This window comes from Neiella litorisoli, assembly GCF_014773395.1.
GTDB classification, from domain to species: Bacteria; Pseudomonadota; Gammaproteobacteria; order Enterobacterales; family Neiellaceae; genus Neiella; species Neiella litorisoli.
In genome coordinates this window covers 47,328-60,801 of sequence record NZ_JACXAF010000001.1, presented here as the reverse complement: position 1 = coordinate 60,801, position 13,474 = coordinate 47,328, and the positions used below count along the sequence as shown (strand labels likewise).

The 13,474-nt window shown below is 49.5% G+C and carries 11 protein-coding genes; 8 read left to right on the top strand and 3 right to left on the bottom strand.

The window, feature by feature from the left end; translation table 11 throughout:
- Positions 1 to 7 precede the first annotated feature (7 nt).
- Together IC617_RS00280 and cutA are read right to left on the bottom strand one after the other, a co-directional pair.
- Complete coding sequence (locus IC617_RS00280; protein WP_224745692.1) at positions 8 to 1,801, bottom strand: protein-disulfide reductase DsbD; 1,794 nt, start codon at positions 1,799 to 1,801, stop codon at positions 8 to 10.
- Complete coding sequence (gene cutA / locus IC617_RS00275) at positions 1,795 to 2,139, bottom strand: divalent-cation tolerance protein CutA (protein WP_191142987.1); 345 nt, start codon at positions 2,137 to 2,139, stop codon at positions 1,795 to 1,797. Before cutA ends, IC617_RS00280 begins: the two co-directional genes overlap by 7 nt.
- Before the next feature lie 160 nt (positions 2,140 to 2,299).
- Here cutA and IC617_RS00270 point away from each other — a divergent pair, with 160 nt between their 5' ends.
- The 7 genes from IC617_RS00270 (at position 2,300) to IC617_RS00240 (ending at position 11,146) form a co-directional block, all read left to right on the top strand.
- On the top strand, positions 2,300 to 2,698 hold the full coding sequence (locus IC617_RS00270; protein ID WP_191142986.1) for a hypothetical protein: 399 nt from the start codon (positions 2,300 to 2,302) through the stop codon (positions 2,696 to 2,698).
- 121 nt (positions 2,699 to 2,819) lie between these two features.
- The gene (locus tag IC617_RS00265) at positions 2,820 to 3,296 is read left to right on the top strand and encodes an FxsA family protein (RefSeq protein WP_191142985.1); all 477 of its coding nucleotides are present in this window, start codon (positions 2,820 to 2,822) and stop codon (positions 3,294 to 3,296) included.
- A gap of 166 nt (positions 3,297 to 3,462) precedes the next feature.
- Positions 3,463 to 4,575, top strand: coding sequence for a DUF3083 family protein (locus IC617_RS00260; protein ID WP_191142984.1), 1,113 nt, complete (start codon positions 3,463 to 3,465; stop codon positions 4,573 to 4,575).
- A 228-nt stretch (positions 4,576 to 4,803) separates the two neighbouring features.
- Positions 4,804 to 5,814 (top strand): GGDEF domain-containing protein, encoded by a 1,011-nt coding sequence (locus IC617_RS00255; protein WP_191142983.1) that lies wholly within the window; start codon positions 4,804 to 4,806, stop codon positions 5,812 to 5,814.
- A gap of 180 nt (positions 5,815 to 5,994) precedes the next feature.
- Positions 5,995 to 6,285, top strand: coding sequence for a co-chaperone GroES (locus tag IC617_RS00250; protein ID WP_087504063.1), 291 nt, complete (start codon positions 5,995 to 5,997; stop codon positions 6,283 to 6,285).
- Between the two features lie 76 nt (positions 6,286 to 6,361).
- Entirely contained in the window at positions 6,362 to 8,008 is a 1,647-nt protein-coding gene (groL, locus tag IC617_RS00245; protein WP_191142982.1) for a chaperonin GroEL, read from the top strand.
- A gap of 378 nt (positions 8,009 to 8,386) precedes the next feature.
- The gene (locus tag IC617_RS00240) at positions 8,387 to 11,146 is read left to right on the top strand and encodes a BNR-4 repeat-containing protein (protein ID WP_224745691.1); all 2,760 of its coding nucleotides are present in this window, start codon (positions 8,387 to 8,389) and stop codon (positions 11,144 to 11,146) included.
- 33 nt (positions 11,147 to 11,179) lie between these two features.
- Here IC617_RS00240 and IC617_RS00235 read toward each other — a convergent pair whose 3' ends face one another.
- Entirely contained in the window at positions 11,180 to 12,928 is a 1,749-nt protein-coding gene (locus IC617_RS00235; RefSeq protein ID WP_191142981.1) for a sensor domain-containing diguanylate cyclase, read from the bottom strand.
- 193 nt (positions 12,929 to 13,121) lie between these two features.
- Here IC617_RS00235 and IC617_RS00230 point away from each other — a divergent pair, with 193 nt between their 5' ends.
- Complete coding sequence (locus IC617_RS00230; protein ID WP_191142980.1) at positions 13,122 to 13,406, top strand: hypothetical protein; 285 nt, start codon at positions 13,122 to 13,124, stop codon at positions 13,404 to 13,406.
- The last annotated feature ends 68 nt before the right edge of the window (positions 13,407 to 13,474 follow it).

Below are 13,474 nucleotides of genomic sequence, written 5' to 3'. Positions count from 1 at the left end.
CGGCAGGTTAGCGCTGTGATGCGGTTGCCGCTTGGATGTGGCCGATGAAGGGTTGTGGTTTTAAAAAGCCAGCGATGCGATATTGAGCCAACTCTTGCCCTTGCGGCGAAAACAACAGCAAACTCGGCAGCCCGAGAATGTTATAGGCTTCGAGCAGTTCAATGTCTTGTAATGTTGAGGCGGTGACATCAATGCGGATCAGGCGCCAGCCAGTTAGCGCTTGGCGCACCGCCGGATCGGGAAAAGTATATTTGTCGAACTCTTTACACGCGACACACCAGTCGGCGTAGAAATCGACCAAGGCGGGTTGCCCTTGGGCGGCGGCATCGGCCAGTTGCTGTTGCAGCTCTTGCTGATTGGTGACGGTGATAAAGCCGAGTTCATCTTTTGATAACTGCTGGCTTGGCGCTGTTGTGGCAACCGTTGCGGGGGCTAGTTGCAAGCCAAAATAACCGGCGCCAGCAAGCATAATCACCGCTAGCGCATAACCCAAAGTGCCAACGATGGGTTTGCTGACTTGGCGCAGCGCGAACAGCAAATAACTGGCCGTTAGCAGCAGTAGTAGCGCCCACAATGCTGAGCTGATTGTCGCTGGAACGATGCGTTCGAGCAAAAATACTGGTACCGCAAGAGTCATGAAACCGAGCAAGTGTTTGACCGTATTCATCCACGGCCCGCTTTGCGGCAGCAGCTTGGCGCCAAGCGTTCCTACAATGAGCAATGGCAAGCCCATCCCCAGTGACAGCAAATACAAGGCGCTGCCGCCAAATACTAAATCGCCACTTTGACCGACATAAAGTAACGCTGCTGATAGTGGCGCGGTGGTGCAAGGTGAGGCGACCAAACCGGCAATAATGCCTAAACCAAATACCGAACCATAACGGCCGCCTTCCATGTTCTGGCTAGTTTGCTGCAGCCGGTCGCGCAGGCTGGCCGGCAATTGCAGGTTGAAGACGCCGAACATAGATAACGCTAAACCGGCAAATAACACACTCAGGCTGATTAGAACGACAGGATGCTGGAATGCGGCTTGTAGCTGCATTCCAAAAGAGGCCACCAATAAGCCAAGTAAGGTGTAGGTCAACGCCATGCCCTGTACGTATGTAAAACTGAGGGCGAATGCGCGGCCTTTCGAGGCATTGCGGTTGCCAGCAATGACGCTCGATAAAATCGGGTACATCGGAAATACGCACGGAGTAAATGCCAGCCCGAGGCCGAGTAAAAAGAACAAGGCGAGGGTGGTTGATTTACTATCTGATGCCAACGAGTTGGCTAAATCTGCCTGTGTTTTGGGGCTGGTTGCAGACGTGGTTTGGTTGGCAGTCGACGGGACTGATATTTTCTGTTTGGTTGGCGGGTAGCACAATCCAGCTTCAGCGCAGCCCATATAGGTGACGGTGATATTGGTATCGGTGTCACTCTGGTAACTCAATGGCACCACCAAATTAAAGTAGTAGACCTGAGTTAAGCCGAAAAATTCATCTTCATGGGGTTCTGCTGGTGGTAACTGCTCGGGCGTGATCAGCTCGCCATTCAGTTCAAACTTGAGCTTGTCTCGGTACAGGTAATAACCGTCAGCGATTTGCCAAAATACCTCGACTTTGCCCGGTTCAATGACGTCTGCAGAGAACTCGAATGCCTCGTGCTCTGGCAAAAATTCCGGCGTGTCATTTAAAAACGATAGCGGGTTAGCAACGCTGCTGGCACTGATGAGCAGCATCAATGCTGTCATTAATGTCAAACACAATGTCTGCATTTGATCGCGCAACAAAGCAGGAATTCGGCTCGCTTGGGTCAACATACTTCTTTTATCCATTGGTGATAGGCAAGGCTGGCGTCGGCAACGGACAACACCAGCACTTCTGGTGTGTCGTAAGGGTGGTGTTGAGCCAGCCAGCTTTTGATTGCCTCAACATGTTCGGCTCTGGTTTTGATGACCAGTTGTACTTCCATTTCATTGCAAAGTTGACCTTGCCAGCGGTAAAAACTTTGCATCGGAGGCAACATATTCACGCATGCGACCAAATCTGCCGACAACAAATCTTGCGCCAGTTGCTCGCCCTGCTCGGTGGACGCGCAGGTAGTGAGCACCACTCGAACTTCGTCATTGCTGGGCTGCGTGTTGGTTCTATTCGTCATATACAACGTTGCCGAGAGGCGAATTGATCAATCAAGTTGTAAGGGCTGTTATAACACGCTTCGCCGCAAGTGCAGAAATCAGTTCCGATCAAATCCAGCTGGTGAAATTCTGTGCTAACGTTTACGTCATACTTGTAAGACTCAGTGCTAAGGACAGCAAATGTCGCCACTTAAACGTTTGATCATGTTGATCACCATTGCCCTTCACCTTATTGCTTGCTCTTCTGTTCAGCCGGTGCGATTGAAATATAACAACAGCCGCCATGGGGAGGTTTACACCACGTATGCCGAACAGATTGAGCTGGGCGAGCAAGTGTATGTGTCCATGCTTGATGGCACGCAACATAGCTTTATAGTGACAGCTATTGATGACACTACCATTTCCAGTGATGAGTTGACCTTGCAACTTGCCGATGTTGCCGAGATCAGCAAAGAGCAATTTGATTTCGGTAACTCGGCAAGAGCGGGTGGCGCTGCTGCTGTTGTCATAGGTGTTGTCGGGGCCCGCAGGGTGGAAGACGCGACTAAGAAAGCTGTTAAGAAAGCAGGTAAGAACTAAATGAGCGCGGCTGCAACCTTTTGCCCTGTAGGCTGTCTGACGCTCAAACGATGAGGGCTTGGCTTGCAAATTAGCCAAATGCCCCCATCTTTATGGTTCAAGACGACGTTGGAGCAAGACTTTGCCTTTTCTGTTATTGATTTTGTTGGTCCCTATTGTTGAGTTAACTGTGTTGATTCAAGTCGGTAGCCAAATTGGCGCATTAAGCGCGATTGGCTTGACGGTGCTGACCGCAATCGTGGGGTTGTCATTAGTTCGCAGTCAGGGCTTGAGCGTGATGCAACGCGCTCAGCAAAACATGGCGCAAGGCCAAACCACTGCGCCGGAAGTGATTGAAGGCGGTATGCTGGCGTTTGCTGGCCTATGTTTGTTGATCCCCGGCTTTATCACCGATGCTCTCGGTGCTTTGTTGTTGCTGCCGCCGCTACGCCAGCAGTTTGCCAAGTCGGTATTGAGCTCTCGCTTTATTCGCTTTGGTCATACTCAGCACTTTGGTCAGAGCCCTTTCCAACAGGGCCAATCACAGCATGGTGACCAGCAGGGCAATACCTTTGATGGTGAGTTCGAACGCAAAGAAGATCGCGATCGGCTGAATTAATTTGTCCTACCTGCCGATTAGCTTATCGGCAGGCTAATCCCTTCCTTCCCGCCGCCACGGATTGGTATCAGATCACCGTTGCGATTTTTAATTCTTTAGCTGAATTAAAAGATCTGTAGAATCCGATTAACGCTATGAAAACAAGAATTAAATAATCGGAGAAAACATGCTATCCAGAGATCGAGGCCTGCAGCACAAGGTATACATCCCTTCTAATGCGCGCGAAAACCAGTATTTGCTGGCTAAATTTGAATTAACAGATGAATTGCTAGCGGCATTTTCGCAGCAAGGTGGCGACGATGCGGATTCGCCCTACGGATACTGCTATCAGCAATTAGCCAACTTGTTCTTCGACGTTTGCGACAAGCATGGTCTTGATGCCGGCCAGTTTGTTGCCAATGATAAGTTTATTCGGGTGCGCTACTGCCCAGAAAAATTCACCGTTGAATCTGAGCAGCAGCTGACCTTTTTATACAGCCCCAAATACCACACCGGTAGCCGCCAGTTCATTAACGACCAGAAGCGAGTTCGCAAAATTAAACTGCTGTTTTTGGCGACCGGCCCTGAATTGCGTCACTATTCGGCTCAATTCCACACCAAAGTGACCGAAGCGGTGAAGGAATATGCGCAACTGCTGGAACTGGCTCCTGGCGCCATTCGACTCTGTGATCACCAACACCTGACCTACGATTTGTTCGCCAAAGAAAAAGGCGTAGAAGGCGTTCAGGCCCATAAGTTGCGCTCCATCGCTAATCGTTTCCGCGCTCATGATGTCGTTATTGATGAGAACGAGTTGGACTCGCAAACCTACGCAGTGGTCAATCTACACGTTAATAAGCGTGTTCAGAAGCTGGTGGCCGCCGATAAAACCTCTGATTGGCCCTATCTGGATCTATACAAATCGCTGTATGAGAAGTTTGTCGAGAGCGCGAAAGCAGCAGGCTTGGATCGCGGCATCATGACCGCCAATGACCGTACCCCAGTGGTACGGAGTAAAGCCGACAGCCACATTGCTGAGAATGGTGAGTTACAAACCATCGACTTTAATGAAAAAGATCCAATCAATGGTTTTGATTGTTACTTCGCTAAGGGCAATTTGGTGGACTCGATCCAATTCATCATGATTGCTTCAAAAGCGGATAAAACCAGCTACGGCTACGGCAAGTTCATCAGTGAAGTGCATCAGGCGATGCGCGATTTTGCCGATAAAATTGACCACGATGAAAAACGTGAAAACCTGTCTATTCGCGTCCACCAACATATCGGCGGCAGTATCTAATTGAGTCACGGCTAACTGATTCAGTTATTTTTAAAAACCAGCGATATTCGCTGGTTTTTTGCTATTTGAAGCGGATTGCTTGACGTTGATCTTTTTTGATCTGATTGCGTGTGGATTTTTTACTCTATTCGGTTAATCTGATGACTCGAAGGAATGAAACCGCGTTGAGTACAATGAGTCGTCATGGAGACGCCTCGTGCCGCGGTCATAATAAGAGTGACGATCCGTATGCCGATCTCATATGAATTTTTCCCACAGCAACGATTGTTTGTGACCAAGTACAGCGGCTCGTTATCGGACCAAGAGCTGCTGGCGACCTACCAAACCATATACAACCACCCTGACATGCGGCCAGGCTACAAAGAGCTGGCGTTAATGGATCAGGGCTGGCAATGCGATGTCACCGAGCAAGGCTTGATAGGGCTTGCTCAGGCGAGTAATGATTTTCACCAGCCATGCCCGCAGGGCACCAAAGCCGCGGTGGTGTTTTCCACTTTGTCGCAAGAGTTGTTGAGCGATTTCTATAGTCTGATCGCACGGTTACAAGAGGCTGCCACCGAGGCCGTCGAAGCGTTTCCAACCGTTGCACAAGCACTGGAATACCTGGGGATTGATCAGCAGGCGTTGGCTCCAGACGTGTATCAACACAGTGCTGGTAAAACTGGTCCAGCGTCATCCATCAGTACCCTGAAGTGCCTACATGAATTGGTCGATGACAAAACCGCCGCATTGCAGCACAAAGTTGACCAACTCACGATTGTGGCGTCGACCGACCCGCTCACCCGCTTGGCTAACCGCCATAAAATCGATGAAACGATCAATCAAGAGCTGGAGCGGCTGGCACGCCATCAGCGACCCTGTTGTTTGGCGCTGATTGATGTTGATGACTTTAAAACGATCAATGATTCGTTCGGTCATAATGTTGGCGATGAAGCGCTCATCGCCATTGCCGGAGTGCTCAAGGAGTCGCTGCGAAGTCTCGATGTGGCAGGCCGCTGGGGCGGCGATGAATTCTTACTCGTACTACCGGAAACCAAGCTGGCCGGTGCGGCCTTGTTAATGGAGCGCGTCCGCCATCGAATGACGCAACTGCAATTGAGCATTGGTCAGCCATTGTCAATCAGCATAGGTTTGTGTGAAGCCTCACCAGAAGTAACCAAACAGCAGCTGTTTCAACGAATGGATCGCGCTTTGTATCGCGCCAAGCAATCTGGCAAAGACCGCTTGGAAGCCTGTTAGTCGCGCAGTATCGAGAGTCACTTTCACGTTTTCCGAGAAGATCGACTTTTTTCAAAAAATTTTTCGCTCACCGCTTGTATTGATAAAAACCATCCCCATTTTTCTTTCATCCCGACCGAGGCATAGGCATTGGTCGTCTACTCACAAATAATTTTGGAACGTGAATCGGAGATCTAACTCATGAACATTCGTCCATTACACGATCGCGTGCTGGTTAAGCGCTTGGAAGTCGAAACTAAATCTGCAGGCGGTATTGTTCTGACTGGCAGTGCAGCAGAAAAATCTTCAAAAGGTGAAGTGGTTGCTGTTGGCGCAGGCCGCGTACTGGATAACGGCGAAGTAAAAGCCGTTGCCGTTAAGGTTGGCGACGTAGTGCTATTTGGTCACGGCGTAGAGAAGTCAGAAAAAATCGCTGGTGAAGAGCACCTGATCATGAAAGAAGACAACGTTCTGGCGGTTGTTGAAGGTTAATTGCTGAAGCGAAGGCGCTGGTTCGAACAATCACTGGCGCTACTTCTGATAACGAATTACATAGGAATTTAAGAAAATGGCAGCAAAAGAAGTCAAATTCGGTAATGACGCCCGCACCAAAATGCTGGCTGGTGTAAACATCCTGGCTGACGCCGTTAAAGTGACACTTGGCCCTAAAGGCCGCAACGTGGTTCTGGACAAGAGCTTCGGTGCCCCAACCATCACTAAAGATGGTGTTTCTGTTGCAAAAGAAATCGAGCTGGAAGACAAGTTCGAAAACATGGGCGCACAAATGGTTAAAGAAGTTTCTTCTAAAACTTCTGACAACGCAGGTGACGGTACCACCACTGCAACTGTATTGGCTCAAGCCGTTATTAACGAAGGCATGAAGGCCGTTGCTGCGGGCATGAACCCAATGGACCTGAAACGCGGTATCGACAAAGCCGTGACTGTTGCAGTTGAAGAATTAGCTGCGATCTCGGTGCCATGTGCCGATAACAAATCAATCGCTCAAGTGGGCACCATCTCTGCAAACTCTGACGCCGCTGTAGGTGACATCATCGCCACTGCGATGGACAAAGTTGGCAAAGAAGGCGTGATTACGGTTGAAGAAGGCCAAGGTCTGGAAAATGAACTGGACGTGGTTGAAGGTATGCAGTTTGACCGCGGTTACCTGTCGCCATACTTCATCAACAACCAAGAAAACGGCACGGTTGAGCTAGAAAGCCCATTCATCTTGTTGGTTGATAAGAAGATTTCTAACATCCGCGAATTGCTGCCATTGCTCGAAGGCCTAGCAAAAGCTGGTAAGCCGCTGCTGATCATCGCTGAAGATCTGGAAGGCGAAGCGCTGGCAACTTTGGTTGTCAACAACATGCGCGGCATCGTTAAAGTTGCTGGTGTTAAAGCCCCTGGTTTCGGTGACCGCCGTAAAGCCATGCTGCAAGACATCGCGATTCTAACTGGCGGTACTGTGATTTCTGAAGAAATCGGTCTGGAGCTGGAAAAAGCAACTCTAGAAGATTTGGGTACCGCGAAGCGCGTCGTGATTGACAAAGACAACACCACCATCATCGACGGTGAAGGTGAAGTTGAAGCGATTGAAGGTCGCGTAGCGCAAATTCGTCAGCAAATCGAAGATGCCTCTTCTGACTACGACCGTGAAAAACTGCAAGAGCGCGTTGCTAAACTAGCAGGCGGTGTTGCTGTGATTAAAGTTGGCGCTGCCACTGAAATCGAAATGAAAGAGAAGAAAGCACGCGTTGAAGATGCCCTGCACGCCACTCGCGCAGCGGTAGAAGAAGGCGTGGTTCCTGGTGGTGGTACCGCTCTGGTTCGCGTTGCTAGCAAGATTGCTGAACTCAAAGGCGACAACGAAGACCAAAACCACGGCATCCAAATCGCCTTGCGTGCGATGGAAGCGCCATTGCGTCAAATCGTTACCAACTCAGGCCTCGAAGCCTCTGTTGTTGCCAACGAAGTGAAGAACGGCGAAGGCAACTACGGCTTCAACGCTGGCGCTGAAAACTACGGCGACATGCTGGAAATGGGTATTTTGGACCCAACCAAAGTCACTCGTTCTGCACTGCAGTTCGCGGCTTCTATCGGCGGTCTGATGATCACCACCGAAGCCATGGTTGCTGAAATCCCGCAAGATGCTGCTCCAGCTGCACCTGATATGGGTGGCATGGGCGGTATGGGTGGCATGGGTGGGATGATGTAACACCCTGTTAACCAAGCTAATTGACCAAGCCCCGCACTCGCGGGGCTTTTTTGTTGCCTATTCAGATCATTGTCTCATTTTTCAATACTATCGAATTTGATTGTGTGTGATTTGTCACGATCACAAATGATTAACATTGAGTGGTTTTTGTCGCGTTATATAGTCCGCTGTGCGCTTTTCGAGCGAGTCATAAATGGATCTTTGGGGAAGGAAAAGTGCGTCGCCGCTAGTGCTGTTTTATCGGTAACTCAGTCATTTTGTGAGTATTCAACCGAGCGTCTTGATGCAGTTAGGGTAAATCTAGTTGGCAGAGGAGAAGCATGGGTAAGGCTCTATTGCCCAACAACACACAACTATAAATTACGATAAAGAGACCATATGAAACGCTCAATAACCAACCGGATTGGTAAGCTAAATGGCTTGCTGATGCTGGCTTCAATGTTTGGTGTCGCCTCGGCCAATGCCGCCGTCACACTGGAGCAACAAATTAAAATTACAGATGAAGGTTTGTATTTTAACGGCTTCAATCATGACTACGGCACCGTCAGCAACCCAGACACCAGCGCTGATACCTACGATTATTTCTTTGGCCCACAAATTTCCGCCCACGGCGACAGCGTCAAAACCTACAAGCACTATGTGTTCACGACTTGGTACAAAGGTGGCAAAGACAATCGCCACGTGATGTTGTCTCGGTTAAATACTCAAACCGGAGTGGTGAAACACATTGAATTTCCCCATCAGCACACTGGCTTCCGCGGCGACCCATTGGTTGGTGAATCGCACAACACCATCGGTTTAGCAGTCAGCCCCATCGATGGCACCATTCATATGGTGTACGACATGCACGGCTACAACGACACTAATCATGGCGGCAAATTCAAAGATGATTACTTCCGCTACTCCTATTCAGTACCTGGCACAGCCGAAGTCAGCGACAGCCAATTCACCTTGAGCAAGTTCGTCAAAGACACCAGCAGTGTGAGCCAAGGTTCGGACGACTACAAACACCTGACCATGACAGGCAGTCTGGCCGATAAAAGCAACTTTGCTAGCCTCACTTACCCGACCTTTTTCACCAACACCGATGGCACCTTGTTGCTCTACATGCGCTCTGGCGGCAACAACAACGGTGGTTACGTGTTCAACAAGTATGATGCGTCGACAAAGAAATGGTCCAAATTCACCAAGTTCAATGTGGTGTCGGCCAAGAACTACGGCAATGCCTATAACTGGGGCCTTTATGGTCACATGAAGTATGTCAATGGCAAGCTGCGGGTTGGTTTTCAGCAGCGCTCGAGTGACAACAACGATCGCTTCAAATATCAAAACGGCTTGTACTACGCCTACTCGGATCACCCAGAGGGTTTCGGCAGCTGGAAAAACCACCAAGGCCAAAGCATGACGTTCCCGCTGGTCAATTCCGATGAGATTAAATTCTATGAGCCGGGCGACTTAATCTCACATACCGAAGCAAATTCGGTGTATATCTCCGGTTACTTTGACTGGACGGTCACGGCCAAAGGTGATCTTCATATGATTAGTGCTGCGCGCTCGTCGGATCGCAATCGCGCTGATTATCAGGAAGTGTATTTGCATTCATACAAGCCAGCTGGCGCCAGTGACTTTATTCACTCAACTGATTTTGCCGGCGCCACCAATATTTACACCTCAGGCGATAACATCTACATCATTGGCTTGGACAACGGTCAACCCTATGTAGAAAAAGCAGCCGGTGGTACCAATGACTTCACTCGCGTTTATCAAGCTGATGATGATTTGGTGTTTAAGCATGGCCGAGTCCATATCGCCAATGGCAAGCTCTACTACTACTTGCAGGAGAAAGGCACAACGACGACTCAACCGCTGTATTTGCAGATCATTGACCTCGATCTCGATGGTGCTGGCAACCAACCTGTTGTCTCGTTCCCGCAATCGTCGATGACGGTTGAAGAAGGTTACCAGCAGCTGTCCTTCAAAGTGGCGGCAAGTAGTCCAGTGGCTGGCCGCACCATTAGCAAAGTGGACCTGTATGTGGATGATAATTTTATTCGTACCGACTCAGCTGATCCTTTTGTTTGGGGGCACAACAGCAAGCCAACCGAATTATTGGGCTTAGCGGCAGGGACGCACACCTTTAAAGCGGTAGCGACCGACAGCGAAGGCGTCACGGGTGAATCCACGATGACGCTAGAAGTGACCGCGACTAAACCAACCGTTGCTTTCCCGCAATCGTCGATGACGGTTGACGAAGGTTATGAAAAACTGGCGATTACCCTCGATGCGGCAACGCCGGTGGCCGGCCGTACCATTGAGTCAGTGACCCTGTTCATCAATGGTGAGGAAGTGCGTACCGATACGTCACTACCGTACTTGTTTGGCCATAGCTCTAAGCCCCATGAAACCGGCGCGATGGGTTGGGAAGAATCCCATGGCATTAACCCTAACCCGCTAACTGCAGGCACTCATATTTTCAAGGCAGTGGTGGTCGATAGTGCTGGTGCTCAAGGCGAAGCGCAAATGACGCTGACGGTCGTCGGTTCATCTGTGCCGACTGTCAATTTTGTTGAATCCGACATTGAGCTAACCGAGGGATATGAGTCGCTTTCAGTCACTGCTGATGTCACGACGCCTGAATCAGTTGATGTGGTGAGTGTGGCTTTGTACATCAATGACACCCTTATTCGTGAAGAGTATGAAGCACCTTACACGTGGGGCTTAGGAGCCTTCACTCACGAGTTGCTGGGACTAACCGTTGGCAGCCACACCTTTAAGGCGGTGGTGATGGATAGCAATAACAACACCAGTGAAACGACGATGATGGTTGATGTTGCAGCCCAAACTGGAGCAAGTTGCACCGCGACGCAAAACATCAGCTGGGATACCCGAACTGAAGTTGAACTGGCTAGTGGCAACTGCATTAGCTTTGCCAGCGATTTAGCAGGTGAAGTACTGCAAGCTTGGGATAGCGACGACAACACCAGTTGTGATTTCCGTGGCGAGATTATCTCTACGACGAACCCTGCAGTGAGCGCTGTTGTAACGTCCAACTATCAGTCATTTACCGGTTTATCTGGCACCAACTTTAAACTAGTGCCGACTAATGGCTGCCAATACATCAAAGTAAGGGCGTACTAACACCACCTTTGACTCAAACAACGCCCTGCATTGTCAGGGCGTTTTTGTTTGTGGGCTATTTGCTGTGAGCTTGATGCCGTTGTAACTAACGACTTGATCGCGGCCGTTTTGCTTAGCTTGATACAAGGCTTGGTCAGCTTGCTGCAAGCACTCAGCAAACTCTTGATTGTGGTCGATATGCCACTGGGCTAGGCCAATGCTGAGGGTATGAGCAATGTCCTTGTTGCCAATTTGAGAGGTTCGGTTGGCAAACAGTCGGCGGATCCGTTCAGCAACGATGTGAGCCATTTGATGGTTGACCACGGTCGAAATGATGATGAATTCCTCGCCGCCCCAGCGCGCTGCGACATCAACCGAGCGGCATTCGCTTTTGAGTATTTGCGCCAGCTCCACCAATATTTGATCGCCAACAGCATGACCATGCTCGTCGTTGACTCGTTTGAAATAATCCAAGTCGATCAGCAATACCCAAAGCTCAACGTGTTGCTCCTTAGCGTGTTTGAACTCCTCGGTGCACTGCTCGATGAAGCGACGGTTTTTCAGTTGAGTCAGCGGATCAACCATCGATAGCTCAGCTTCTGCCTGCAGCTGGTGCGACGAGTGGCGCATTTTGGTCAGCATCGCCAGAATCAACATAATGCACTCGAACAACACGGCCACTTGAGTCAGATGCAATGTGCTCATGCCAAAGCGAGACCAGCCATCGCTCGATGCCGACGTCAGGCTGACCACCAAACTCAGGGAGTAGGGCACCCAAGCGGCAATGTAAAAAATGACGTAACGATTGCCTTGTCGATAGCACAACCAGCCGACGATTGGGTTAATTGCCATACTCAGTAAACTGAAAAAGGAGACGTACAGCACCAACTCGTATTCGCCGAACAAGCGCAATACAAAAGCACCGCAATAAATGCCGATGAGCGCCAGTAATAATTTATCGAGTTTCGGGACCAGTGTTTTGGTGCCCAACAAATGGCGACTAAATTGAAAGGCAAAAATCGCCACCAGCAAATAAATCAGGTGAAACGTCTGGTTGAATAGCCACGGATGATTGGGCCACAAAAACTGAAAATTAAAGCCGTTGAGCGAGCCCCACATCAACATTGACCAGCTCAGATAGATAAAAAAGTAGCCGTAATAGGGGCTAGTTCTGACACCGGAATAAAGCCATAGCGAAAACGCAAAGATTGCCATGCCAAAAAACAAACCGTAATACACACCAAACAGCAGATTCTCTTTGATTAAGTAGTCGGAAAAGGCGCTCTGCTCAGAAATATAAGTTTGAATGCTGACCGTCTCTAAGGTCCGGTTGCTGATCTTCAGATAGCCATACTGCTGTTCGTTGGGCCCAATATTGACGCGGAAATTAAGTAATCGATAGCTCAGGTCGCGCATTGAAAAGGGTTGCTGATCGGAGCGATGCTGGTGCACCCAGCTGCCATTGTGGCCAACATAAAGGTCCAAATCGTCGATGTAGCTGGTTTCTGGGGTTAATACCCAAACCAGCGGGGTTTGACTGTCGTTACGAATGGCAAACTTGAGCCAATAGTGGCTGCGGGTAATGCCGCGATTAATATCGGCAGGGGTAAAGGCTTGGAATTGAGCTTGGTACTGGGGCTGTTGAATGTCACTGAAAGTTAGCTGGCCGGTTTCGTCTTCGAGCACTTCGGCGTAACCTGTCAGGCCCTGATTGATGAGCGACTGTGATAACGGAATCGGCTCACCGAGACTGGCAAAACAACACCAAAATAGCCACAGTGGCCAATATCTGATCGATCGCATCTTCCCTGCTATTTATTGACAAAACCAAACCAACTATAAGCCAAGAATGACAATTGCTCGAATTAAAAATGAGCAACGTTTTCATACTGAAAAGCTTGAGAAAGTCCGCAAATGCTAGGTATTGTTTTTGCGAACTTGACTGTTAACAGCCACTCTTAATAATGAGGATCACTGATGAATCGAGGAGTACAGTATGGACCGTCGTAAACCGAATTACGCATCTGCAACTGTCATGGTTCTGTTTGGTCTGATTTTAGGATGGGCAGTCACCCATTGGTTTTGGGGCCAGCAACTGGACCAACAACAAGCGCAACAACTCCAACAGCAGCAACAAATGGAGCAGGTAATTGGCCAGCTAGCACTCAACCTGCAGAAGATCAAAGCGAGTAAAGGTGATTGGGTGGAAGGCGCGAAACCCAGATTACTTGATGAATCCATTGAGCTAGCGGATCAAATTGACGAGTTGAACAAACGCTAGATGGCTGTTACCACTTGCAATGACAGCATGCTGAATCACTGGGTCAGAGCAGTGTCAATCGACTACTT